We start from the raw sequence: 22,950 nt of genomic DNA on the forward strand, positions 1-22,950 counted from the left end.
CGGGTCCCTGTGGGGTTGGTCGGCCACCGGCGACAACGTTTCCTGCGTGCCTTGATCTGTCGCCGTTGGGCAGGCATCGCCGCGTATTGACGGATTCGTCATCGAACTCCCGGCCAAGACCACTTAGGTCTGATGGCCTGGTTCTCGTCCTCAAGCCGCGTTAGCACCACTTCGGGACGCCACGCCGTTCAGCCCGTTCTCCTCGAATAGCAGCCTGCCGGTGCCAGCGGCGTCTGGGCACCCCAGGCTTTCGCGCCGCTGTCACCCGTTGCGAAGGCCCCCGCAATGGCACGGTTACCGACATGTGATGCCGAGGGGCTGCGCCGGGGCTAGATTCGCGTGCAATGCGTGCTTAAACTTTTTGGCGGGGTTGGGGATTTCTGAACCGATCAGTCCCGGGTGGGCGGCTATGGAGCGACTAAGCGGACTCGATGCTTTCTTCCTCTATATGGAGACACCGTCGCAGCCGCTGAACGTGTGCTGCGTCTTGGAGCTGGACACCTCGACGATGCCGGGCGGCTACACGTACGGCCGGTTTCATGCCGCGTTGGAGAAGTATGTCAAGGCGGCGCCCGAATTTCGGATGAAGCTCGCCGATACCCAGCTGAACCTGGATCACCCCGTGTGGGTGGACGACGACAATTTTCAGATCCGGCACCACCTGCGCCGGGTCGCTATGCCCGCGCCCGGAGGGCGTCGCGAGCTGGCCGAGATCTGTGGGTACATCGCCGGATTGCCGCTGGACCGTGACCGCCCGCTGTGGGAGATGTGGGTCATCGAAGGCGGTGCCCGTAGCGACACCGTGGCGGTGATGCTCAAGGTCCACCACGCCGTGGTCGACGGTGTCGCCGGTGCGAACCTGCTGTCCCACCTGTGCAGCCTGCAGCCCGATGCGCCGGCACCGCAACCTGTCCGGGGCACCGGTGGCGGCAATGTGTTGCAGATAGCTGCGAGTGGGCTGGTGGGGTTCGCGTCGCGGCCAGTGCGGCTGGCGACGGTGGTACCGGCGACAGTGCTCACGTTGGTGCGCACGTTGCTGCGTGCCCGTGAGGGCCGTACCATGGCCGCCCCGTTTTCGGCCCCACCGACTCCGTTCAACGGCCCCCTCGGTCGGCTGCGCAACATCGCGTATACACAGCTCGACATGCGCGACGTCAAGCGTGTCAAGGACCGGTTTGGGGTGACCATCAACGATGTGGTGGTGGCGTTGTGTGCCGGAGCGCTACGGCGCTTCCTACTCGAGCACGGCGTGCTGCCCGAGGCCCCGTTGGTGGCCACCGTGCCGGTTTCGGTACACGACAAGTCGGACCGACCCGGGCGCAACCAGGCCACCTGGATGTTCTGTCGGGTACCGAGCCAGATCAGCGACCCCGCCCAGCGCATCCGCACCATCGCCGCCGGAAACACCGTCGCTAAAGACCACGCCGCGGCCATTGGCCCCACCCTGCTGCACGACTGGATTCAGTTCGGCGGCTCGACGATGTTCGGAGCGGCCATGCGGATCTTGCCGCACATTTCGATAACGCATAGCCCCGCCTACAATCTGATCCTGTCGAATGTGCCCGGACCCCAGGCCCAGTTGTACTTTCTGGGTTGCCGAATGGACTCGATGTTTCCCCTCGGCCCCCTCCTTGGCAACGCGGGCCTCAACATCACCGTCATGTCCCTCAACGGGGAACTGGGTGTCGGCATTGTCTCCTGCCCCGACCTGCTGCCGGACCTGTGGGGCGTGGCAGACGGGTTTCCCGAGGCGCTCAAAGAGCTGCTGGAGTGCAGTGATGACCAGCCGGAAGGCAGCAACCACCAGGACTCCTGAGTCGTATGTTCAGAACCGGTAGTCGGTGCCGGTGCCCAGAACTTCGATGGCTGCGTTGATGTTCGGGATCACTGTGGCGCCGTATCGGCTGACGATCTGCCCAAGCGCGCGAGCAAGGTGCGGACCCACGGCCTCGGCGATGAGGGCGTCCTCGGCGATGACGATGCCGTTCACCATGTGGGCAGCGAGCAGCCGGCCGTCGTGGGCGACCTCGTAACGCCAGTCACCGATCTGGATTCGCTCGGGATTAGACCGAAAAAAGCCACGTCGTACGGGGGTATGAATCACTCCCGGAAGTCCGGCGAACACTTTGACCACCAACGCGACACCGCCAGGACCGACGAGCGCGGCCGCGACGGCGCGGCTCACTCGCTCGGTATCGAAATCAGACATCAGCTGTCCATCGGCAGGACGAATGACGGTGTGATCGTTTCCCCGCTGCCGGTGCGGCGCACGGCGGTTCCCGCGGTGTAGAACTCCACCGTGTGCACTCCCCACGCGTAGTTCGAGATGGCGAAGTGCACGCCCACCACGCCGGTTGCGCCGTCTCGCTCGGCCTCGCTCTGCATGCGTGACATTGCCAGCTCACGCGCTTGGTAGTTGCCTTGCGTCCACTGTGGCATCTCCATGTTGCGGCCGATCTGGCGAAGCGTTTGCATGAATCCCTGCACGGCGATGTGGAATACGCAATTGCCCATCACGAACGCCACCGGCGCAAACCCCGATCGCAGCAGCGTCACCATGTCCTGGCCGGATAGATGACTGGAGAATGCTTGGCCGTTGGGACGCCGAAATGCTCCGGGCTTGGCGGTGTATCGCACTGCGGTACCGACCGCCATGAACTCAAGGTGTTCCCCGCCCTCCCCATGGTGGCGCCAGTTGAGCCGGACACCGACGATCCCGTCCGCTTTGAGGGCATCGGCTTCGGCCTGCATGCGCGCCATCGCATTCCAGCGCGCCCGGTATGTCGCCTCGGTGAGGACACCCAGTTCCTGTTGCTGCCTCATGCCGCTGAATTGGAAGCCGACGTGATAGACCGAGACACCCATGACCAGGCAATCCCCTGTAACCGTAGAGACTTGTTTGTAGGGATTTGATCTTGATAGGAGCCGGGCGCCGTGGCGGGTCTGGTGGGCAGGGCTGCTGCTCCTGCCCGTGCCGCTGTGCGGGAAGGGGCCGTAGAGGCTCCGGGGTCAAGGGCGGGCCGTAGGCCCGTCGCGTAGCGATCGCGGTAGCGACCCTTGAGGCCGGAGGGGCGGCCCCGTAGCCTGCCGCGGCGCTCGGCGGGCAGGACAGCGGCGGCGAAGCCGTCTCCTTCTGGGTTCATGCCGCCCGTTTCTGGGCGTGCTGTTCACCGGCTGGTTGCTCACTCCGTTGTTGACCACAGGCGCGTTCGTAGTCGACGGGGCTGAGCATGCCGTTCGTGGAATGCCGACGTTCAACGTTATACTCGTCGATCCAGGCGGCGACCGCGTGACGTGCCTCTTCACGTGTGTGGAAGTGGTTGTTGCGCAACAATTCCCATTCCAGAGTCGAGTTGAACGATTCCGCGGCCGCGTTGTCGAGAGCCGACCCGGTACGCCCCATCGATTGGGTGACGCGAGCGGATCGGCAAGCGCTGGCGAACAGTTCGCCGGTGTATTCACCGCCCTGGTCGGTGTGGAAAATGACCCCGGCCACCGACCCGCCGCGCACCGCAATGGCCATACACAGCGCCGCCCGCGCCAGCGCGGCGTCATGGTGCACCCCCATGGCGAACCCGGGCACCCGCCGCGAATGCAGGTCAATTACTGAGGCGAGGTGCAGTTTGCCCTCATCGGTGGGGATTTCGGTCAGATCGCCCACCCAGGCGAGGTTGGGGTGGTCGCGCGGGGAAAAGTCTCGGCCCAGCAGATCGGGGGCCTTACGCGCGGATTTGTCCGGTTTCGTGGTGCCGTGCCGGCGGCGTTTGCGCCGCGCTACCAGACCCTGCTCGCGCATCAGCGCCGCGACGGTGTTCACCGACACCCGCCACCCCATATCCCGTAGGTCAGCGGTAATCCGCGGTGATCCGTAGGTCCGCTTGTGCTTGGCGAACAGATACCCGATGGTGGCCGCCAACGCTTTTCGCCGTGCACGCCGTGGTGAACCATCGCTATGGCACCACTTGTAAAACCATGCCTGCGACACGCCCAGCGCGCGGCACGACACCGCGTGCGGGATACCGTGTTCTACCCTCTGAGTGGCGATTACAGCGGCCAGGCCTACCGATGCATCGCTTCCTTGACCCAGAGGGCGACCGAGCGCTTGAGAACATCGCGCTCCATCGCCAGCTCCGCATTCTCCGCACGCAACCGCTTGAGTTCCTCGCGTTCGCTCTCGCAAAGCCGCCCGTCACCACCGTCTCGGGCGCGCTCATCCTGCCTGACCCAGCTACCCAGGGTGCCGTCACTGATCCCGAGCTCACGAGCAACCTGCGCGATCGGTTTGCCGGTCTCCCGAACGATCCGGACGGCGCCTTCCTTGAACTGGGCATCGAACTTCCGCCGTGCCTCCATCGCCTAACCTCCTCATGGCGATGTCTCCACGATAAGAGGGGAAGCCCAGACCAGCTCGATGGGCTCAAACCCGGCCCCGTGCAGCAATGCGAACTCGTTGATCGACAAGTCGGACGTGAATGACTTCTCAGCGTGCGACAGCCGTTCGCTGGCTACTGGATCGAGCGAGCTTGATTGCATCGTTGTGCGTCCTTCCTGTGGTGTGTGTCAGCGTACGACGCGCAAACCATGCAGCGTCTGCCATCAGCGTCCCCAGGGCATCGGCGGCGTCTTGACGCCGGCAACGCTGTTGTCTGGCAGTCGCGCCGGGGAGTCGACGCTACCGGTCGGCACCGCGCCGGCCGCGCATGAGTGAGGTGGCAGCGCGTAACGCGCCGCGTAGTGCGTAGACGGCAGTCACCGCCGCCAACAGGATCAACAGGACAAAGGTCGGCAACCAGTTGGCCCGGCCGTGATTGACATTCCACCAGATGATCGTGAACAACAGCACGCAGACAAGTAGCACGATGTCTCGCCAATTGCCCCGGTAGGACATCGCCGCCTTGCGCAGTGCGTGACTCTTATCGGCTGCATCGATCAGGTCGTCAATGCGGGCATCGATTGTGCGCTGTAGGTTGGCGCGCCTTTTGGTGGCATCCGCCGGGAGCCGATCGAGCAGGTCCATATCCTGCCTGATCAGCGCTCGAAAGTCGGGGCCTTTGAATTGCCCGGCCGCAATGGCAAGCATGGCGCCACCAAAAATGGGCGCACTGTTCAGTGCGATTTGTCCCAGCCCCGGCACATCCACTCCTTCTTCGGCTGATCATCAATGTCGGCCCGTTGAGGATCGCCGAACTTCGGCTGGGGATCAACCGCCACACCGCGGACATCCCAACCACCGTCCATCAGTGCGGCCCGAGGGGACAGGCGGCGTTCTTAGCCGTCGGGGGCAGCGGGTCTGTGAACAGCGTGTGATGGTGAGTTTCGTCGGTGGTGGCGTGGTCGATGATCCAGCCCAGTGCCGAACCCGAGCCGAGCAGGCAAATGCTCGGCCCCAATTCGTGCGGCGCGCCGCCGCGGATCTTGATGGGGGCGTGCGCAGGCCGTCGGGTAGCGGGTGGGCGCCACCAGCGGGTAGCACGAACGAAACCCTTGATGCCCCAAACCGTTTAAGCGTCACTGCAGGGTACAGGTACCGAGCGGGACCCGCTGCCCGGCCTAGTTGCTTATCGGAGGTGGTTGCGGCTGGAAGGGTTCATACCACCACCAATCGGCACGCTCGCCGGTGGGCCCAGGCCACGGCGCCACCGCCGGCGGCGGCTTCGTCGACGCCCGCGCCAACGATCCCGCGCTCAAAGGTCGGCCCGCGCTGTCGGCGACCGTGAGATCGTCTGCCGGTCCGGTAATGGTGATCAGGCCCCGATGGTGTGCCCGATGATGATACGGGCACACCAACACCAGGTTGGCCAACTCGGTGGCCCCACCGTCCTGCCAATGTCGGATGTGATGGGCGTGCAAACCCCGGGTGGCCCCACAACCGGGAACCACACACGTGCGGTCGCGATGCTCAAGCGCCCGACGCAACCGACGATTGATCTGACGAGTCGCACGACCGCAGCCAATGACCTGACCGTCACGTTCAAACCAAGCCTCAAAGGTGGCATCACAGAGCAGATATCGGCGTTCCGACTCACTGAGCAGCGGACCCACATGCAGGCCAGCGGCACGCTCCTTGACGTCTAGATGCACCACCACGGTAGTGTGCTGCCCATGCGGCCGACGAGCCACCTCGGCGTCCCAGCCGGCCTCAACCAGACGCAGAAACGCCTCAACATTGCCCGGCAACGGGGGCCGCTGATCCGACACACCGTCGCTGTTGTCGTGATCACGCTTGTACTCGGCGATCAACGCATCCAGATGAGACTGCAACGCCGCATCAAACTTCGCCGCCTCCACGTGCGGAAGCCTAATCCGCCAACAACTGAACTGCTCATCGCTGCTCTTAGAGATCGACGGCCGCGGATCCGGCCGAAAATCCGGTTCGGGTTCGGGTCGCGGTTCCAACTTGAGCGCGGTCCGCAACTGATTCACCGTGGCAACCCCGGCCAACTCCGCATAATGCGCATCCGAACCCTCACCCGCCCGCCCCGCGATCACCCCAACCTGATCCAACGACAACCGCCCCTCCCGCATACCCCGGGCGCAGCGCGGAAACTCCGGCAACCGCCGCGCCACCGTGGCGATCGTGTGCGCATTTGCCGACGAGCAGCCCATCTTCCAGGCCACCAACCCCGCCACCGACCGCGCCCCCGTCACACCCCACAACCCGTCGCGATCCAGCTCAGCCACGATCTCCACAATGCGCCCATCAATCGCATTGCGCTGACCGGCCAACTCCGCCAACTCCTCAAACAACACCTCCACACGCTCGGCAGGACTGACTACCGCTGCGCCAGACGTCGCGGTCGAAGACATGAGTTCATCATCGCAGCAGGGTCTGACAACTCCGGCCAACCCCAATCCACGCCCGGGGCCGTGCCGTCATCACCCCGCAAAGAGATGCTCGGCTCCGCCGGTACGGGCACCCCACGATCCAACACCGCCTGCTCAGCCGCCGACCACTCAACAACCACAACCGTCAATGCAGCCAACCCGGCCCCACCACGGCCCCAACTACGGCGCTCGATCCAGCGTGATCCAACAACACCAAAACCACACGATCCGCACCGCACTCGCCCCCCGAAACGGTCCTCACGATGCCCACGATGGCCACTGAACTACCCCAGGCTTTGTTCCTAGTCGGTGCGAGGGCCGGGGTTGGCTGGCTCGCGGGGTGTGAGGTGCCGGTGAGGGCGGCCTCGTACTCGGCCTGGACTCTGGTAGCCGAGGGCTTCGTGCAGGCATTCCTGGTTGTACCAGCCAGCCATTCGGCGGTTGCCAGTTTGACGTCGTCGATGCACCGCCAGGGTCTGCCGCGGTTGATCAACTCGGACTTGGAGGCGACGTTGACCGCGAGGGCGTTGTCATAACAGTCGCCACGAGACCCGACCGAAGGGGCGATCCCGAGCTCAGCCAGTCGGTCGGTATAGGTCAGCGATAGTTACTGCGATCCGGGGTCGGAATGATGCACCAACTCAGAAAGATCTGAATTCGATTGCCAAACAGCATGATTGAATACTTGTACGGGCAGATCTTCGGTGCGCATCGTCGCCGAGACGGCCCAAACGACGATCTTTCGGGTGCACACGTCGGTGACGAACGCGGTGTAGCAGAACCCCTGCCAGGTCCGCACGAAGGTGATGTCGGCGACCCACAACCGGTTGGGCTTACTGCCTTGAATTGCCGGTTTACCAGATCAGCCGGCCGTGGTCGGCTACGTCGGTGACGGTGGTGAACACGGCCGTTGCACGCCGCACAGCCCGGCCTTGCGCATCAACGGGCGGGTTTGTTCTCTGCCGAGGTGTCAACCCTTGCGTTTCATGGCCTGGTGCATCTTGTTAATCCCGTAGACCGAGTAGTTGTCGCGGTGCGCCGTGCGCAGGCGAACTTGAGACTATGACTGTGTTTTCCGGCCAGTCGGGATGCGCCTGGCATGGCCGGCGGTAGGAGATCCAATCGTGCATTGTTTTCGTGCAGCCATCCAATACCCCCCTGGGTACTATGGCGGTGCCACTTCAACGAGATAGAGGGTGCATGTGATTGGTGATCAAGACAGCATCGCCGCGGTTCTCAACAGGTTACGCCGTGCTCAGGGACAGCTTGCCGGGGTGATTTCGATGATCGAGCAGGGCCGCGACTGCCGGGACGTGGTCACCCAGCTCGCCGCGGTATCGCGCGCACTCGACCGCGCCGGATTCAAGATCGTTGCGGCAGGGTTGAAGGAATGCGTGTCCGGGGCCACGGCCAGCGGCGCGGCACCGCTGAGTGCAGCTGAGCTAGAAAAGCTGTTCCTGGCGCTCGCTTGAATGGGCCCGAAGCCATCAATAACCAAGGCCGCCGTCCGTGTATACCCATAGGGGTATATTGGACGCCATGTCGGACCAGCCACGTCATCACCAGGTCCTCGACGACCTGCTGCCCCAACACCGCGCTCTACGTCACCAGATTCCCCAGGTGTACCAGCGATTTGTAGCCCTGGGCGACGCCGCGCTTACCGACGGCGCTCTCAGCCGCAAGGTCAAGGAGCTTGTGGCGCTGGCGATCGCGGTTGTGCAGGGGTGCGATGGCTGCGTCGCATCACACGCCCAAGCCGCGGTACGGGCCGGCGCTACAGCGCAAGAAGCCGCTGAGGCCATCGGGGTCACCATCTTGATGCACGGTGGACCGGCCACCATCCACGGTGCTCGTGCCTACGCGGCATTTTGCGAATTCGCTGACACAACGCCGTCCTAGTCGTCGCGGCCACCGAGCGGACCGCGCTGACCCGGGCTGAAACGTTCCGAGGCGGACTGGCGAAACGCATGGTAGGTCACGCGGAAATGCGGGGCGTGTTGGCGCGATGGCGATAGCCTTTGCCGAGGGTTCAATGGTGACCGGGCGCCCGCCGGGTTTCCATGAGGCGGGAGGTCCCTGATGTCCTATCTCGTCGTGGTGCCGGAGTTGGTCGCAGCGGCGGCAACAGATTTGGCGAACATCGGTTCGTCGATTAGTGCAGCCAACGCGGCCGCGGCGGCACCGACCACGGCACTGGTCGCAGCCGGCGGCGACGAGGTATCGGCGGCCATAGCCGCGTTGTTCGGAGCGCATGCTCGGGCATATCAAGCGTTGAGTGCCCAGGCGGCGATGTTTCATGAACAGTTTGTCCGGGCCCTCGCCGCCGGCGGTAACTCCTACGCCGTCGCTGAGGCGGCAACCGCGCAATCGGTTCAGCAAGATCTGCTCAACCTGATCAATGCGCCCACCCAGGCGCTGTTGGGGCGTCCGCTGATCGGCAACGGCGCCAACGGGCTGCCGGGTACGGGCCAGAACGGCGGCGACGGCGGGATTCTGTACGGCAACGGCGGCAACGGTGGGTCCGGCGGGGTCAACCAGGCCGGTGGCAATGGCGGGAATGCTGGGCTGTGGGGCAATGGCGGATCCGGCGGAGCCGGCGGGAACGCCACCACTGCCGGCCGCAACGGCTTCAACGGGGGCGCCGGGGGAAGCGGCGGTTTGCTGTGGGGCAATGGCGGTGCCGGCGGGGCCGGTGGGAACGGCGGTCCGGCTCCGCTCGTGGGCGGGGTGGGCACCACCGGTGGCGCCGGCGGGAACGGCGGCGGCGCCGGGTTGTTCTACGGTTTCGGCGGCGCCGGTGGGAACGGCGGGATGGGCGGGGTGGCACCGAGCACCGGCCCCTCGATGGGCATCCTCCCGGCCGGCGGTGTCGGCGGGCCTGGTGGCTCCGGCGGGGCGAGCGCGCTTGCCTTCGGCTCCGGCGGCGTCGGCGGTGCCGGTGGCTTGGGCGGGCCGACCGATGGCACCGTCCAGGGGGTGGGCGGCTTCGGCGGTCAGGGCGGCAACGGCGGGCAGAGCGGCTTGTTGTTTGGCAACGCGGGAGCCGGCGGGGCAGGCGCTGCCGGCGGAGCCGGCACCGGCGACACCGAGAGCTTCGGCGGCCACGGCGGGGCCGGCGGTGATGGCGGCGCTGTTGGCTTGATCGGTAACGGTGGGGGCGGCGGTAACGGCGGGGCCGGCGGCACCGGATCTCCCGGCGCTGTGGTGGGTGGTAACGGCGGCGTCGGTGGTCTGGGTGGCGCCGGCAGTCCCGGGGGTCTGTTGTACGGCACCGGGGGGGCCGGCGGCAATGGCGGACCGGGTGGTGACGGTGGTACTGGCGCGACGGTGGGCTTTGCCGGCTCCGGCGGTTTCGGCGGTGCGGGGGGCATCGCCCAGCTGTTTGGCACGGGTGGCATGGGTGGTAGCGGCGGTGGTATAGGCGCTGGCACCACGACCGTGGTGCCGCCCGACGTCGCCCCGGTGGGTGGCACAGGCGGCAATGGCGGTCGCGCCGGGCTGCTGTTGGGTGTGGGTGGCATGGGCGGTAATGGCGGTGCCACCAGCGTCGGCGGGACGCTCTACGCCGCCGGTGGAAACGGCGGCGACGGCGGGTTGGTGTGGGGCAACGGTGGCACCGGCGGGAGCGGTGGCGCCGGCGGGGCGGGCAGCGTCGGCAACGGCGGTGCGGGTGGCAACGCGGCACTGCTGTTCGGCAACGGCGGGGCGGGCGGGGCCGGCGGCGCCGGCGGCATCGGTGCCGGCGGAGCCGGCGGCTTCGGCGCGGTTCTGTTTGGCAACGGCGGGGCTGGCGGGAGCGGTGCCCCCGGTGGCATCGGCGCCGGTGGCAATGGCGGAAACGCGCTGCTGGTCGGCAACGGCGGCAACGGTGGGGCAGGTACCGGTGGGGCTGCTGGCGGTGCCGGTGGCTCGGGCGGGTTGCTATTCGGCCAAAATGGGATGCCCGGGCCGTGAGCGCCCCAACCCAGGCCAACCCCCTATGGGCAATCTGCACATCAATTGGCCAGGTCGACAGCAGACCGCACACATCTACGAGATTGGTTCCCGATCCGTGGGTGGGGCCGGGAAAAGCGGCTGTAAGAGTTGGCTAGGTTCAGTAGGGTGGCGGCGTGCATGAGGTGGCTGCTCGTGAGCAACGTTCGGACGGGCCGATGAGGCTGGATGCGCAGGGCCGACTGCAGCGTTACGAGGAGGCGTTCGCTGACTACGATGCACCGTTTGCGTTCGTAGATCTCGACGCGATGTGGGGCAATGCCGATCAACTGCTTGCGCGCGCCGGCGACAAGCCGATCCGGGTGGCGTCGAAGTCGCTGCGTTGCCGACCACTGCAACGCGAAATCCTTGATGCCAGTGAGCGATTCGACGGGCTATTGACGTTCACGCTTACCGAGACGCTGTGGCTTGCCGGCCAAGGTTTCTCGAACCTGTTGTTGGCCTACCCGCCGACCGACCGGGCGGCATTGCGTGCGCTTGGCGAGCTGACGGCCAAGGACGCGGACGGGGCGCCGATCGTGATGGTGGACAGCGTGGAGCACCTTGACCTGATCGAGCGCACGACCGACAAGCCGGTACGGCTGTGTCTGGATTTCGATGCCGGCTATTGGCGCGCCGGCGGGCGGATAAAAATTGGTTCCAAGCGCTCGCCGCTGCACACCCCGGAGCAGGCTCGCGCACTCGCGGTGGAGATCGCGCGGCGGCCGACGCTAACGTTGGCGGCGTTGATGTGCTACGAGGCCCACATTGCGGGCCTCGGTGACAACGTCGCCGGCAAGCGGGTGCACAACGCGATCATCCGTCGGATGCAGCGCATGTCGTTCGAAGAGCTGCGCGAGCGTCGTGCCCGGGCCGTCGAGCTGGTGCGCGAGGTCGCCGACATCAAGATCGTCAACGCCGGTGGCACCGGCGACTTGCAGCTGGTTGCGCAGGAGCCGTTGATTACCGAAGCGACCGCCGGCTCGGGTTTTTACGCGCCGACACTGTTCGACTCGTATTCGACGTTCACGCTGCAGCCCGCGGCGATGTTCGCGCTGCCGGTATGCCGTCGTCCCGGTGCAAAGACCGTGACCGCGCTCGGGGGTGGCTATTTAGCCAGCGGGGTCGGGGCGAAGGACCGCATGCCGACTCCCTACCTGCCGGTCGGGCTGAAGCTCAATGCGCTGGAGGGAACGGGCGAAGTTCAGACACCGCTATCCGGTGATGCAGCCCGACGGCTGAAGCTTGGCGACAAGGTCTACTTCCGCCACACCAAGGCCGGTGAGCTGTGTGAGCGGTTCGACCATCTGCATCTAGTCCGTGGCGCTGAAGTAGTCGACACCGTCCCCACCTACCGGGGTGAAGGGCGCACCTTCCTCTAATGCTGAAATGGACGAGGCCCACCCGGCTCACCCGGCAGATGCGGGGCGGCCCGGTGGCCCAATTCAAGGCGCGCGAAGAGGAGCTGCCATGACACCGATCACCGCCCTGCCGACCGAGTTGGCGGCCATGCGCGAGGTAGTCGAGACGCTCGCACCCATTGAGCGTGCCGCGGGCGAGCCGGGTGAGCACAAGGCGGCCGAGTGGATCGTCGAGCGCCTGCGCACGGCGGGTGCGCGGGACGCGCGCATCGAGGAGGAGCAGTACCTCGACGGCTACCCGAGGCTGCACCTCAAGCTGTCGGTGATCGGGGTGGCGGCCGGCGTCGCGGGCCTGCTCAGCAGACGTTTGCGCATCCCCGCCGCGCTGGCCGGGGTGGGTGCGGGGCTGGCAATCGCCGACGATTGCGCCAACGGGCCGCGCATTGTGCGCAAACGAACGGAGACGCCCCGGACGACATGGAACGCGGTAGCCGAGGCCGGTGATCCTGCTGGTCAGCTAACAGTTGTTGTGTGCGCTCACCACGACGCCGCGCACAGCGGCAAGTTTTTCGAGGCTCATATTGAGGAGGTAATGGTCGAGCTGTTTCCCGGGATTGTGGAGCGCATCGACACGCAGCTGCCGAACTGGTGGGGGCCGATCCTCGCGCCCGCACTCGCCGGTGTCGGCGCCCTGCGCGGCAGCCGGCCGATGATGATCGCCGGAACGGTGGGTAGCGCCCTGGCCGCCGCTTTGTTCGCCGACATCGCGCGCAGTCCGGTCGTCCCCGGTGCCAACGACAATCTCTCCGCGGTTGCACTGCTGGTCGCGCTGGCCGAGCGGCTGCGCGAGCGGCCGGTGAAGGGCGTGCGAGTATTGCTCGTGTCCCTGGGGGCCGAGGAAACGTTGCAGGGCGGGATCTACGGGTTCCTGGCGCGACACAAACCCGAGCTGGACCGCGACCGCACATACTTCCTGAACTTCGACACCATCGGCTCACCCGAGCTCATCATGCTCGAGGGCGAGGGCCCGACGGTCATGGAGGACTACTTCTATCGGCCATTCCGGGATCTGGTCATCCGGGCGGCCGAGCGCGCCGACGCGCCGCTGCGGCGCGGCATCCGGTCGCGCAACAGTACCGACGCGGTGTTGATGAGCCGCGCTGGCTACCCGACCGCGTGCTTTGTGTCGATCAACCGGCACAAGTCGGTGGCCAATTACCACCTGATGTCCGATACACCTGAGAATCTCTGCTATGAGACGGTGTCCCACGCCGTCACCGTCGCCGAATCCGTGATCAGGGAGCTGGCCCGATGAGCCCGATATGGAGTAATTGGCCTGGTGAGCAAGTCTGCGCGCCGTCGGCGATCGTACGGCCGACCTCGGAGGCTGAGCTGGCCGACGTGATCGCGCAGGCGGCGAAAAGAGGCGAGCGGGTACGCGCGGTTGGCAGCGGGCATTCGTTTACCGACATCGCCTGCACGGACGGGGTCATGATCGACATGACCGGCCTGCAGCGGGTCCTCGACGTGGACCAGCCGACTGGCCTGGTGACGGTCGAGGGGGGCGCAAAGCTACGCGCGCTGGGACCCCAATTGGCGCAACGACGGCTCGGCCTGGAGAACCAGGGTGACGTGGATCCCCAATCCATCACCGGCGCGACCGCGACCGCGACGCACGGAACCGGGGTGCGTTTCCAGAATCTGTCGGCGCGGATCGTTTCGCTGCGGCTGGTCACCGCGGGCGGGGAAGTGCTCAGTCTGTCCGAAGGTGACGATTACCTGGCGGCACGGGTTTCCCTCGGCGCGCTAGGAGTGATCTCACAGGTCACCCTGCAGACGGTTCCGCTATTCACGTTGCATCGCCATGATCAGCGACGCTCGCTGGCGCAGACGCTGGAGCGCCTCGACGAGTTCGTGGACGGTAATGACCATTTCGAGTTTTTCGTATTCCCTTACGCAGATAAGGCGTTGACGCGCACCATGCATCGCAGTGACGAGCAGCCCAAACCCACGCCCGGGTGGCAGCGCATGGTCGGCGAGAACTTCGAGAACGGGGGATTGAGCCTGATCTGCCAGACCGGCCGTCGTTTTCCTAGCGTGGCGCCGCGACTGAACCGCCTGATGACGAACATGATGTCGTCCTCCACCGTGCAAGACCGCGCCTACAAGGTCTTTGCGACCCAACGCAAGGTCAGGTTCACCGAGATGGAGTACGCGATCCCGCGTGAAAACGGGCACGAGGCGCTCCAGCGTGTCATCGACCTTGTGCGCCGTCGCAGCTTGCCGATCATGTTTCCGATTGAGGTGCGATTCTCCGCCCCCGACGATTCCTTCCTGTCGACCGCATATGGGCGCGACACTTGCTACATCGCGGTTCATCAATACGCCGGTATGGAGTTCGAAAGCTACTTCCGCGCCGTCGAGGAGATCATGGACGACTACGCCGGTCGGCCACACTGGGGTAAACGTCACTATCAGACCGCCGCCACGCTTCGTGAGCGCTATCCGCAGTGGGATCGGTTCGCCGCGGTTCGCGATCGCCTCGATCCGGACCGGGTGTTTCTCAACGACTACACCCGGCGCGTTCTCGGTCCCTGACAACGAATCAACGAACCCTCGTGGTGTTCGGCCGATATCGACACGGTCACAACCGCGTACCGATATCAGCGGTGGTATGGCGTAACGGGCACGATGCACAAATTATGGCAGTATGCGCGTTGGGAGCCACCGTCGCGAACCAAGCGTGCGCGTTCACGGATTCGTCCGCCTGAGTTGGCGGATATCGGTTGGGTTCAACAGGAGGTAGCCAACCCATGACGGCGAATCGAGGGCCCGCTGCAATCTCGAGCGGCTCGAATTCTGGCCGCGTTCTCGACACCGCCCGGGGTATCCTCATCGCTCTTCGGCGGTGCCCCGCAGAGACCGCGTTCGACGAGTTGCACAACGCCGCTCAACGGCACAGATTGCCGGTCTTCGAAATAGCTTGGGCACTAGTGCATTTGGCGGTCGAGGGAAGCACGCCATGCCGGAGCTTCGTCGATGCCCAGTCGGCGGCTCGGCGGGAGTGGGGTCAGCTTTTTGCGCATGCGGCGGCGTAATGCCAGCTTGGCGGTGGTGTGGGGAAGCACCGCCGCCAGCTAAACGGATCGGCTTCGAATCCAGGAGCCCAATCAGCGAGTCCAGTCCGGCGAGTCCGCGGCGGCGCGCAACGCGGCGATTATGCGCTGCTCTTTTTCCAGAAATCGTGCGGTGGGCGCCGGCACCGAGATCGCGATCACGTTGTCGCCCAGGGCACGTCGTGCGATCGCAGCCGCGGATATCCCTGGGGTGTGCTCGTTGCGGTCGAAAGCGATACCGGTGCGCCGGATCTCGGCGATCTCGCGCCGTAGACCTTCGGCCACCATGGGATCCAGACGGCAGAGCGCGGCCTCGGCGTCGGCGTCGTCGAGAGCAGCCAGCGCCGCTTTTCCATTCGCGGTTCCGTTCAACGGGAAGCGGAGCCCGACGGCTGAGACCGCACGCAGCCGGTAAGACGATTCGATCTGGTCGACAAACCACATTCGCTGGCCGCGCAGTACCGACAGGTCGACCGTTTCGCCGTCGGTCGCGCGGGCAACTCGCTCGACGGTCGGCCGGAACGCCGCGGCTATGTGGGCTCCGGTGACACTTCCGAATCCCAGCAAACGCTCGCCCAGTGCGAAGCGGCCGTGCGAATCGACACTGACCAGCCCCACCTCGACCAGGCCGACCAGCAAGCGTCGAGTCGTCGATTTGGCCAGCCCCAGCCGCTCCCAGAGATCGACTAGGCGCAGGTGTCCCGGTTCGGCAGCTATTTCGTCCAGCGCGGCGACGGCGCGACGGAGCACCTGGATGCCTTCGTCGCGATTCGTTGTCGACTTTCCTTCCGTAGGCGGCACAACTGCAATATAGTGAACCGAAATACGGATCACAATGATTCGAAATACGGACCAGGAGTTTTGCGATGAGGGCGCTACCGGCCGGGCGGCACTTCTTCCGGGGCAGTGACGGGTACGAGGCGGCCCGCCGCGGCACCGTGTGGCATCGGCGCGTACCGGATCGCTACCCTGAGGTGATCGTTCAGGCTGTCAGTGCTGACGACATTGTCAGCGCCATCCGCTACGCCACGGTCAATGGCCATAAGGTGAGCGTCGTGTCCGGTGGGCACAGTTTTGCCGCCAGCCATCTGCGCGATGGCGCTGTGCTGCTCGACGTGAGCCGGATAGACCACGCCTCCATCGACGCCGATAAGGGCCGCGCGGTCGTCGGTCCAGGGAAGGGCGGCAGCGTGCTCATGGCCGAACTGGAGGCGCAGGGCCTGTTCTTCCCGGGTGGCCACTGCAGGGGAGTCTGTCTCGGAGGTTATCTGCTGCAGGGCGGATACGGCTGGAACAGCCGGATCTACGGCCCGGCGTGCGAGAGCGTGATTGGCCTGGACGTCATCACCGCCGACGGCGCGCAGATCCATTGCGACGCAGACAATCACGCCGATCTGTACTGGGCCGCCCGCGGCGCCGGTCCGGGCTTCTTTGGCGTCGTCACCTCGTTTTACCTGAAGCTGTATCCGAGGCCGGCCGCCTGTGGCACCAGCGTCTATGTCTACCCGTTCGACCTTGCCGACGAGGTCTTTACCTGGGCCCGCGCGGTCAGCGCCGAAGTCGACCCTCGGGTCGAGCTGCAAGCCCTTGCCTCCCGCGGTGAACCGAGCATGGGCATCGACGTCCCCGTCATCTCCCTTGCCTCGCCCGCGTTCGCTGACTCGCCCGAAGAGGCCGAACAGGCCCTCGCCCTGTTCGGCACCTGCCCGGTTGTCGAGCAGGCACTGGTCAAAGTCCCTTATATGCCAACCGATTTGCCTGCCTGGTATGACGTCGCGATGACCCACTACCTGTCAGACCATCACTACGCGGTGGACAATATGTGGACGTCGGCGTCCGCTGAGGACCTGCTGCCGGGTATCCGCTCAATCCTGGACACGCTGCCCCCGCATCCGGCGCACTTCCTCTGGCTGAACTGGGGTCCATGCCCTCCCCGTCAAGACATGGCCTATAGCATCGAAGCCGACATCTACTTGGCGCTCTACGGCTCCTGGAAGGATCCGGCCGACGAGGCGAAGTACGCCGACTGGGCGCGGTCCCACATGGCCGCGATGTCGCATCTGGCGGTCGGCATCCAGCTCGCCGACGAGAACCTCGGTGCGCGTCCGGCGCGCTTCGCCAGCGACGCGGCCATGGCCAAGCTCGACCGGGTGCGCGCCGAATACGACCCCGACGGTTTGTTCAACAGTTGGATGGGACGAATCTGATGGCCAGCGATCTGTACCTGGGCTACCGCAACGACGACGCGGACACGCCGTTCGGCAAGTTCTTCAAACCCGAGATGGCCCCGCTGCCACAGCATGTCGTGGTGGCGTTGCAGCATGGCCCCCAGGCCGGGATGGCGTTGTTGGCGTTCGACGACGTGGCCAGTGTCGCCAACAACGGATACCAGCAGACCGAGAACGGCTACGGGATTCTCGACGACGGCAGCATGCAGGTATCCGTGCGCACCGACATGCCCGGGGTCACTCCCGCGATGTGGGCATGGTGGTTCGGCTGGCACGGCAGCGACACCCGCCGCTACAAGCTGTGGCACCCGCGGGCCCATCTATCGGCGCGGTGGAAGGACGGCGACCAGGACAGCGGGGCCGGCCGTCGGGGCGCGCAGCGTTACGTCGGCCGCTGGTCGATGATCAGCGAGTACATCGGCTCGACGAAACTGGGTGCCGCAATACAATTCGTCGAGCCGGCGGCCATGGGTCTGCCCGACGACAGCGACGATGCGGTGTCGATCTGTGCGCGGTTGGGCTCTGCTGACGCCCCGGTGGATGCGGGCTGGTTCGTCCATCAGGTCCGATCGACGCCGGGCGGGTCCGAGATGCGGTCACGGTTTTGGATGGGCGGAGGGCACATCGCGGTGCGCAAGGCACCCGAGGTCGCGTCCAAGGCGGTGCGTCCCATCGCGTCGAAGCTAATCGGCGTCTCGGAATCGACCGCGCGTAATCTGCTGGTGCACTGCGCGCAGGAGATGAACCACCTGGCGGGGTTCTTGGCGGACCTGTGGGAAAGCTTCGGTGACGAGTGAGGTTTCAGCTTTGCTCGGCAAACGCTGGCGCCACGTATTTTTCGACCAGCCGGCGTTCGGCTTCGTCGTTCTCAGCTGGCCAATACATCAGTGAGAGCACCACGCGTACCACCCATTTCGCGCCTTGCGGATCACCGCCGGCTATGCCGGTGAGCTCGGTAGCAAAGTCCGCAAGCAACGGTGACTCGGTGAGCCAGGCCAATTCACCGGCGCCACCGTGGATCGAGCCGAACATGAGCTTGCCCAGCGGGTCGGATCGGATTCGCTGAAGCGATAACAGGATCGCCGCGACGACTCGCTCCCGCCCCCGCAGAGTTTCGACATCCGAGCGCACGCCGTCGGCGATCCGGGCCGCGGCCCGGGTCAGAACGACATTCCGGATCTGGGCCTTGCCGCCGGCAAGGCGGTAGATGGTCGCTCGGGAGCAGTGGACCTCGCGGGCTAATTTGTCGATGTCGAGTGCGTTGAGCCCGTGGCGCGTAATGAGGTCGGTTGCGGCGGCGTAGATCCGTTCGGCAGCGATCGTGCGGCGGTTGCCGCCCACGATCCAATCGTTACCCGGCACTGGTCAGGCGCATTTCCATCGAGAGGCGAAGAGCGATTCTTCTCATAGTGAGACACAAACCTTACTTATTCTCATCGTAGTTGCAGGTCCGCCTCCCGCGGTGAGACGTTCGCCGAAAGGCTCCCCGGGCGCAGTTCTCGACTTGCAGCGACGCGTTGACCAGGCGGTATCCGCCGATCACGCTGAACTAATGACAATTGCCAAGGATGCCAACACGTTCTTTGGTGCCGAATCCGTGCAGGACCCCTACCCGCTGTATGAGCGCATGCGCGCCGCAGGCTCGGTCCACCGGATCGCTAACTCGGACTTCTATGCCGTGTGCGGTTGGGACGCTGTCAATGAGGCCATCGGTCGTCCGGAGGACTTCTCCTCGAATTTGACCGCCACGATGACCTATACGGCCGAGGGCACCGTTAAACCGTTCGAGATGGACCCACTCGGCGGACCCACACACGTGTTGGCCACCGCCGACGATCCTGCCCACGCCGTGCACCGCAAGCTCGTGCTGCGTCACTTGGCGGCCAAGCGGATCCGCGTTATGGAGCAGTTCACCGTACAGGCTGCCGACCGGCTGTGGGTCGACGGCATGCAGGATGGGTGCATCGAATGGATGGGCGCCATGGCCAATCGCCTACCGATGATGGTCGTAGCTGAGCTCATCGGCCTGCCCGACCCCGACATCGCCCAGCTGGTGAAGTGGGGATACGCGGCCACTCAGCTACTCGAAGGGTTGGTCGAAAACGATCAGCTCGTCGCCGCGGGTGTGGCGTTGATGGAGCTCAGCGGTTACATCTTCGAGCAGTTTGACCGTGCCGCGGCCGATCCGCGGGACAATCTGCTCGGTGAGCTTGCCACCGCCTGCGCATCGGGGGAGCTGGACACTCTCACCGCCCAGGTCATGATGGTCACCTTGTTCGCCGCCGGCGGCGAGTCCACGGCGGCGCTGCTGGGCAGCGCGGTATGGATACTGGCGACACGTCCCGATATCCAGCAACAGGTGCGCGCGAACCCCGAGCTGCTGGGAGCGTTTATCGAAGAGACGCTGCGTTACGAGCCGCCATTTCGCGGCCACTACCGCCACGTGCGAAACGCCACCACCTTGGACGGCACGGAACTGCCCGCGGATTCGCACCTGCTGCTGTTGTGGGGCGCGGCCAACCGCGATCCAGCCCAGTTCGAGGCACCCGGCGAGTTCCGTCTTGACCGTGCAGGAGGCAAAGGCCACATCAGTTTCGGAAAAGGGGCCCACTTCTGTGTCGGCGCTGCACTGGCACGCTTGGAGGCTCGAATCGTCTTGCGTCTGCTGCTCGATCGCACCTCGGTAATTGAGGCAGCCGATGTCGGCGGGTGGTTGCCCAGTATCCTGGTGCGCCGCATCGAGCGGCTAGAGCTAGCTGTACAATAGGCGATCGACGAATCCTATTGCAGCACAACGGATATCAGCAACAGCAGGTGCCAACCGCGGCGATCGGATGCGTGAGAATAGTGAAAGTGGTTGTCGCGGTCAGGATTTCTGCGATCAACCCTACCCGCATGACGCCGGCGGGTGGCCCCCGCCGGCCACGATAAATGCTTCGACCGCCGTGGCCCGCTCGTAACCTTCGACCTCCACCCGCCACTCGTAGATTCCTGGTTCCAAGGGAATTCCCGCAGGAATGTTGAGGGTGAGCGGCATGCGAACCGAGGTGCCGTGGATTGCGCCAGGAGCGCGGCCCGCCTCGGCGGCGGCTTCAAAGAGGATCCGCTGCGGCCCGTGTGGTCCCGGCACGACCACCGGATCGCCGTCGGCGGTGAGCAACTGGCATTTCAGCTGGTGCTGCTTATTGGTCTCATCCCAGTCGATGTCAAGGAACAGTACCAAAGCGAATGGGGGGGTCGGTGTTTGGCATTGCCGCCAGCCCAGCCCGAGCGCATGGACCTTCCCGGACTGGGCATCAGCCTGCGCCGCGTCCGACAGGAACAGACTGACCCTCATGTCGCCGCCGCTGCGATCGAACTCCCGGGTTCCGATTCCACCCCTGTCCTTCCCCAATGTGCAACTAGCCGAAGGTCGGTCAATACCGCACCCACTTAGACTGACTCCATCCCGTCGGCAGGATAATACGTGGCGACCGGTAGATCTATGTTGTGCTATCTGGGCGGTGGCAGCTGGCGCGGACCGTCGGGGGAACGCAGTTCATGCGGACCCTCCCGTTGGGTCAGCTCCCCGGTCGACCCAACTGATAGGCTCGCCAGGTCTCGCGGAGGCACCTGCGCTAACGGCGGGTGATCATCGTTGGTAGCCAGCCGGCTACGGCGCGCAGAGTCCGACGATGCGATCGGGTTGCTTTCGGCAGGGGCAGCCGGGGAGTGGGATTCCAGCGGGGGCTGGTCGTTGGGGTCGGAACCTTCGGCATTGACCGTCACCTTGTGGGTGCGCTTGAACGAAAACGCGATCTCCTCGACCTCTTCGAACACCTGACGCGCGGTGCGCAACGGCGCAGTGGTGTTGTCGAGCATTCGTGCGACAAACGGCGGCACCAGTGGGCGAATCCACCGAGCCGCAGCCTTGGTGGCGTCTGGGATCGACGGGATCACTGGGGTTGCACGCTTCTCGCGTGGTTCAACCGCACCCTCCGGTTGGACCTGCGCCGGCAGGTTTTTCGCGATAGCGGGGCGGTGATGGGCTGCCCCAGCAGGCAATTGGGCGACCGTCCGGCTGGCAGCTTCGGTTTCGGCGGCGATGGGCAGATACACCTCGTCCTCCACTGGCTGCAAGGTTCGCTCCGACGAAGCGCGCACTGGACCTTCGAGCGCTTCGACGACTCGGCGGCGTTGCTGTTCGCGGTCGATTTCGGCCTGGGCCTCGATGGCGAGGCGGGTCTGGGTGAGTTGGTGCTCGGCCCACATGATTTCGGCGGCCCGGCGAACCTCCGCCCGCTTGATCGCGATCGCGGTGTCCGCCTCCAACTCGGCGCGCTCCCGTTCCGCTCGCGCGGCCGCGTGGCGATCGTGCGTTGTGTCACCGCGCCATAGCCGGAGAATCAGCGGCAACAGGTACAGCAGCGCGAAGAAAGCGATCGCCAGCATTCGCGCCGTCAAGGCGCCGGCGCTGGCCAATCTCAGATCGTTCATGGCGACCCAGCGCGAGCCCAAACCACGACCCGCATCCGCGACCACGGCCTGGCGCACCTCGGCAAGAGCCTGCTCGTCGTGTGCCATTTTGGCGTCCAAGGCAGGTGCTTGGCGATCACGAGCCGCCAGCGCGTTGTCCAGCTCACGCTGCGCGTCGGCGAGAAGCTGGTTCGCCGTTCGTGTTTCGGGCCCTCGGCCGGGAACGCCGGTGATCCGGGTCTGCGGGCAGGCCGGAGTTGGGTGGTATTCGCAGCGTGCGACGACCAGCGCATCGTCCAGTCGTCCGCGCGCCCGCTCGACCGCGCTGTCCAGCGCAGTGCGCGCATTGCGGGCCTGTTGCAGGGAGGCCGACGCTTGCACGGCCGCCGGCGTCGCGTCGGCGCTGTGCATAGCTTGTTCATCGAGACGGCGGTCGATGGCACCGGAAAACATGACCAGCGCAGCGAGTTCGCCGACGACGAAACCGACGGCGACCGCGACGGACGCGCGTCCCGTAACGCCGGCCCGACCGCGAGCTGGGCCACTGGCCGTACCGCGGGTCACCGCGCCGACCAGCAGGCCGAGCACCAGGGCGAGCGAGGCAGCCCCGATGGGGGACGAGATCGGCCCCTGGGCCGCCTCGCTCACCGCGAGGCTCGCGAGGAGTCCGGCCAGCGCGGCGCCCACGGCCACAATCACGCCGGCCACGGCGTGCGTGGACCGCTCGTGACGCTCGCCGAGTTCGCGCCAGTGTCCGCCGCCGAGCCAGGTAAGCAGCCCCTCGATTCCGGACACGGCCGAGCGCTGCTCAGCATATTCGTGGGCGCACATGAGACTGAAAACACCTCCTGCTGGTCAAGCCTGGCAGGCCCCCGCCCGACACACCGAATCGAAGCGGCCGCTTGTGGTGTTGTTCACAACTGCGCGAGAGATGACGCAGATCACGTCGCGGCTGCCCAGCCGAATCCTCAGCGAGTTCAATGTCAAAATTAC

22 protein-coding genes and 2 pseudogenes are annotated in these 22,950 nt (G+C 65.4%); 12 read left to right on the forward strand and 12 right to left on the reverse strand.

Annotated features, from left to right (window positions below; all coding sequences use genetic code 11):
• Positions 1-409 precede the first annotated feature (409 nt).
• Positions 410-1,816: a WS/DGAT/MGAT family O-acyltransferase gene (locus MCAN_RS09295; RefSeq protein WP_041180080.1), complete on the forward strand. Its 1,407-nt coding sequence runs from the start codon at positions 410-412 to the stop codon at positions 1,814-1,816.
• A gap of 9 nt (positions 1,817-1,825) precedes the next feature.
• Here MCAN_RS09295 and MCAN_RS09300 read toward each other — a convergent pair whose 3' ends face one another.
• The 7 genes and pseudogenes from MCAN_RS09300 to MCAN_RS09325 form a co-directional block, all read right to left on the reverse strand.
• On the reverse strand, positions 1,826-2,209 hold the full coding sequence (locus MCAN_RS09300) for a DUF5073 family protein (RefSeq protein WP_014000931.1): 384 nt from the start codon (positions 2,207-2,209) through the stop codon (positions 1,826-1,828).
• A pseudogene (locus MCAN_RS09305) lies at positions 2,209-2,871 on the reverse strand (heavy metal-binding domain-containing protein); the annotation flags it as partial. The pseudogene MCAN_RS09305 and the gene MCAN_RS09300, both read right to left, overlap by 1 nt.
• Before the next feature lie 268 nt (positions 2,872-3,139).
• Positions 3,140-4,087 carry an IS3 family transposase gene (locus MCAN_RS09310; protein ID WP_230872274.1) on the reverse strand — a complete coding sequence of 316 codons (948 nt, stop codon included), beginning with the start codon at positions 4,085-4,087 and terminating at the stop codon, positions 3,140-3,142.
• A complete protein-coding gene (locus MCAN_RS23540; protein WP_015287736.1) occupies positions 4,060-4,353 on the reverse strand; it encodes a transposase in 294 nt (97 codons plus the stop codon). The genes MCAN_RS09310 and MCAN_RS23540 overlap by 28 nt, the downstream gene beginning before the upstream one ends.
• A 48-nt stretch (positions 4,354-4,401) precedes the next feature.
• Positions 4,402-4,533, reverse strand: a pseudogene (locus tag MCAN_RS22685) (heavy metal-binding domain-containing protein); the annotation flags it as partial.
• A gap of 139 nt (positions 4,534-4,672) precedes the next feature.
• Positions 4,673-5,140: a hypothetical protein gene (locus MCAN_RS09320; RefSeq protein WP_003899010.1), complete on the reverse strand. Its 468-nt coding sequence runs from the start codon at positions 5,138-5,140 to the stop codon at positions 4,673-4,675.
• 410 nt (positions 5,141-5,550) lie between these two features.
• Positions 5,551-6,807 carry an HNH endonuclease signature motif containing protein gene (locus MCAN_RS09325; RefSeq protein WP_014000935.1) on the reverse strand — a complete coding sequence of 419 codons (1,257 nt, stop codon included), beginning with the start codon at positions 6,805-6,807 and terminating at the stop codon, positions 5,551-5,553.
• A gap of 290 nt (positions 6,808-7,097) precedes the next feature.
• Here MCAN_RS09325 and MCAN_RS09330 point away from each other — a divergent pair, with 290 nt between their 5' ends.
• Positions 7,098-7,361 (forward strand): hypothetical protein, encoded by a 264-nt coding sequence (locus MCAN_RS09330; RefSeq protein ID WP_145974173.1) that lies wholly within the window; start codon positions 7,098-7,100, stop codon positions 7,359-7,361.
• Between the two features lie 71 nt (positions 7,362-7,432).
• On the opposite strand, the gene MCAN_RS09335 is transcribed toward MCAN_RS09330, so the two are convergent.
• Positions 7,433-7,672 (reverse strand): DDE-type integrase/transposase/recombinase, encoded by a 240-nt coding sequence (locus tag MCAN_RS09335; protein WP_077365248.1) that lies wholly within the window; start codon positions 7,670-7,672, stop codon positions 7,433-7,435.
• Between the two features lie 355 nt (positions 7,673-8,027).
• On the opposite strand from MCAN_RS09335, the gene MCAN_RS09340 reads away from it, so the two are divergent.
• From MCAN_RS09340 to MCAN_RS09370, 7 genes are all read left to right on the forward strand, one after another.
• A complete protein-coding gene (locus MCAN_RS09340; protein ID WP_003899012.1) occupies positions 8,028-8,297 on the forward strand; it encodes a metal-sensitive transcriptional regulator in 270 nt (89 codons plus the stop codon).
• 67 nt (positions 8,298-8,364) lie between these two features.
• Positions 8,365-8,724, forward strand: a complete 360-nt coding sequence (locus tag MCAN_RS09345) for a carboxymuconolactone decarboxylase family protein (protein WP_003408743.1) — start codon at positions 8,365-8,367, stop codon at positions 8,722-8,724.
• 180 nt (positions 8,725-8,904) lie between these two features.
• Positions 8,905-10,779 carry a PE family protein gene (locus MCAN_RS09350; RefSeq protein ID WP_003408745.1) on the forward strand — a complete coding sequence of 625 codons (1,875 nt, stop codon included), beginning with the start codon at positions 8,905-8,907 and terminating at the stop codon, positions 10,777-10,779.
• 155 nt (positions 10,780-10,934) lie between these two features.
• Positions 10,935-12,179, forward strand: a complete 1,245-nt coding sequence (locus MCAN_RS09355; RefSeq protein WP_014000936.1) for an amino acid deaminase/aldolase — start codon at positions 10,935-10,937, stop codon at positions 12,177-12,179.
• A gap of 88 nt (positions 12,180-12,267) precedes the next feature.
• Positions 12,268-13,473 carry a M28 family metallopeptidase gene (locus MCAN_RS09360; RefSeq protein WP_041180082.1) on the forward strand — a complete coding sequence of 402 codons (1,206 nt, stop codon included), beginning with the start codon at positions 12,268-12,270 and terminating at the stop codon, positions 13,471-13,473.
• A complete protein-coding gene (locus tag MCAN_RS09365; RefSeq protein WP_014000938.1) occupies positions 13,470-14,756 on the forward strand; it encodes an L-gulono-1,4-lactone dehydrogenase in 1,287 nt (428 codons plus the stop codon). Before MCAN_RS09360 ends, MCAN_RS09365 begins: the two co-directional genes overlap by 4 nt.
• A 188-nt stretch (positions 14,757-14,944) precedes the next feature.
• Positions 14,945-15,256: an ANTAR domain-containing protein gene (locus MCAN_RS09370; RefSeq protein WP_003408753.1), complete on the forward strand. Its 312-nt coding sequence runs from the start codon at positions 14,945-14,947 to the stop codon at positions 15,254-15,256.
• A gap of 72 nt (positions 15,257-15,328) precedes the next feature.
• Here MCAN_RS09370 and MCAN_RS09375 read toward each other — a convergent pair whose 3' ends face one another.
• Positions 15,329-16,075 (reverse strand): IclR family transcriptional regulator, encoded by a 747-nt coding sequence (locus MCAN_RS09375; RefSeq protein ID WP_014000939.1) that lies wholly within the window; start codon positions 16,073-16,075, stop codon positions 15,329-15,331.
• Positions 16,076-16,140: 65 nt separating this feature from the next.
• On the opposite strand from MCAN_RS09375, the gene MCAN_RS09380 reads away from it, so the two are divergent.
• The gene (locus MCAN_RS09380) at positions 16,141-17,481 is read left to right on the forward strand and encodes an FAD-binding oxidoreductase (protein ID WP_014000940.1); all 1,341 of its coding nucleotides are present in this window, start codon (positions 16,141-16,143) and stop codon (positions 17,479-17,481) included.
• Entirely contained in the window at positions 17,481-18,299 is an 819-nt protein-coding gene (locus MCAN_RS09385) for a DAPG hydrolase family protein (RefSeq protein ID WP_014000941.1), read from the forward strand. Before MCAN_RS09380 ends, MCAN_RS09385 begins: the two co-directional genes overlap by 1 nt.
• Before the next feature lie 4 nt (positions 18,300-18,303).
• On the opposite strand, the gene MCAN_RS09390 is transcribed toward MCAN_RS09385, so the two are convergent.
• A complete protein-coding gene (locus MCAN_RS09390) occupies positions 18,304-18,864 on the reverse strand; it encodes a TetR/AcrR family transcriptional regulator (RefSeq protein ID WP_014000942.1) in 561 nt (186 codons plus the stop codon).
• Between the two features lie 190 nt (positions 18,865-19,054).
• Between MCAN_RS09390 and cyp144 the strand changes: the two genes are divergently transcribed.
• The gene (gene cyp144 / locus MCAN_RS09395; protein WP_041179661.1) at positions 19,055-20,269 is read left to right on the forward strand and encodes a cytochrome P450 Cyp144; all 1,215 of its coding nucleotides are present in this window, start codon (positions 19,055-19,057) and stop codon (positions 20,267-20,269) included.
• A gap of 120 nt (positions 20,270-20,389) precedes the next feature.
• On the opposite strand, the gene MCAN_RS09400 is transcribed toward cyp144, so the two are convergent.
• A complete protein-coding gene (locus MCAN_RS09400; protein ID WP_003408775.1) occupies positions 20,390-20,839 on the reverse strand; it encodes a DUF6941 family protein in 450 nt (149 codons plus the stop codon).
• Between the two features lie 155 nt (positions 20,840-20,994).
• A complete protein-coding gene (locus tag MCAN_RS09405; RefSeq protein WP_014000944.1) occupies positions 20,995-22,788 on the reverse strand; it encodes a DUF4407 domain-containing protein in 1,794 nt (597 codons plus the stop codon).
• Between the last annotated feature and the right edge of the window lie 162 nt (positions 22,789-22,950).

The sequence above is a fragment of the Mycobacterium canetti CIPT 140010059 genome (assembly GCF_000253375.1).
Taxonomy (GTDB): domain Bacteria; phylum Actinomycetota; class Actinomycetes; order Mycobacteriales; family Mycobacteriaceae; genus Mycobacterium; species Mycobacterium tuberculosis.

What these genes read in the sequence shown, in the direction of transcription:
- MCAN_RS09295 (WP_041180080.1), top strand. Translation starts at nt 410, where the DNA reads ATGGAGCGACTAAGCGGACTCGATGCTTTCTTCCTCTATATGGAGACA.
- MCAN_RS09300 (WP_014000931.1), bottom strand. Translation starts at nt 2,209, where the DNA reads ATGTCTGATTTCGATACCGAGCGAGTGAGCCGCGCCGTCGCGGCCGCG.
- MCAN_RS23540 (WP_015287736.1), bottom strand. Translation starts at nt 4,353, where the DNA reads ATGGAGGCACGGCGGAAGTTCGATGCCCAGTTCAAGGAAGGCGCCGTC.
- MCAN_RS09325 (WP_014000935.1), bottom strand. Translation starts at nt 6,807, where the DNA reads ATGTCTTCGACCGCGACGTCTGGCGCAGCGGTAGTCAGTCCTGCCGAG.
- MCAN_RS09330 (WP_145974173.1), top strand. Translation starts at nt 7,098, where the DNA reads ATGGCCACTGAACTACCCCAGGCTTTGTTCCTAGTCGGTGCGAGGGCC.
- MCAN_RS09345 (WP_003408743.1), top strand. Translation starts at nt 8,365, where the DNA reads ATGTCGGACCAGCCACGTCATCACCAGGTCCTCGACGACCTGCTGCCC.
- MCAN_RS09350 (WP_003408745.1), top strand. Translation starts at nt 8,905, where the DNA reads ATGTCCTATCTCGTCGTGGTGCCGGAGTTGGTCGCAGCGGCGGCAACA.
- MCAN_RS09360 (WP_041180082.1), top strand. Translation starts at nt 12,268, where the DNA reads ATGACACCGATCACCGCCCTGCCGACCGAGTTGGCGGCCATGCGCGAG.
- MCAN_RS09365 (WP_014000938.1), top strand. Translation starts at nt 13,470, where the DNA reads ATGAGCCCGATATGGAGTAATTGGCCTGGTGAGCAAGTCTGCGCGCCG.
- MCAN_RS09380 (WP_014000940.1), top strand. Translation starts at nt 16,141, where the DNA reads ATGAGGGCGCTACCGGCCGGGCGGCACTTCTTCCGGGGCAGTGACGGG.
- MCAN_RS09385 (WP_014000941.1), top strand. Translation starts at nt 17,481, where the DNA reads ATGGCCAGCGATCTGTACCTGGGCTACCGCAACGACGACGCGGACACG.
- cyp144 (WP_041179661.1), top strand. Translation starts at nt 19,055, where the DNA reads ATGACAATTGCCAAGGATGCCAACACGTTCTTTGGTGCCGAATCCGTG.
- MCAN_RS09400 (WP_003408775.1), bottom strand. Translation starts at nt 20,839, where the DNA reads ATGAGGGTCAGTCTGTTCCTGTCGGACGCGGCGCAGGCTGATGCCCAG.
- MCAN_RS09405 (WP_014000944.1), bottom strand. Translation starts at nt 22,788, where the DNA reads ATGTGCGCCCACGAATATGCTGAGCAGCGCTCGGCCGTGTCCGGAATC.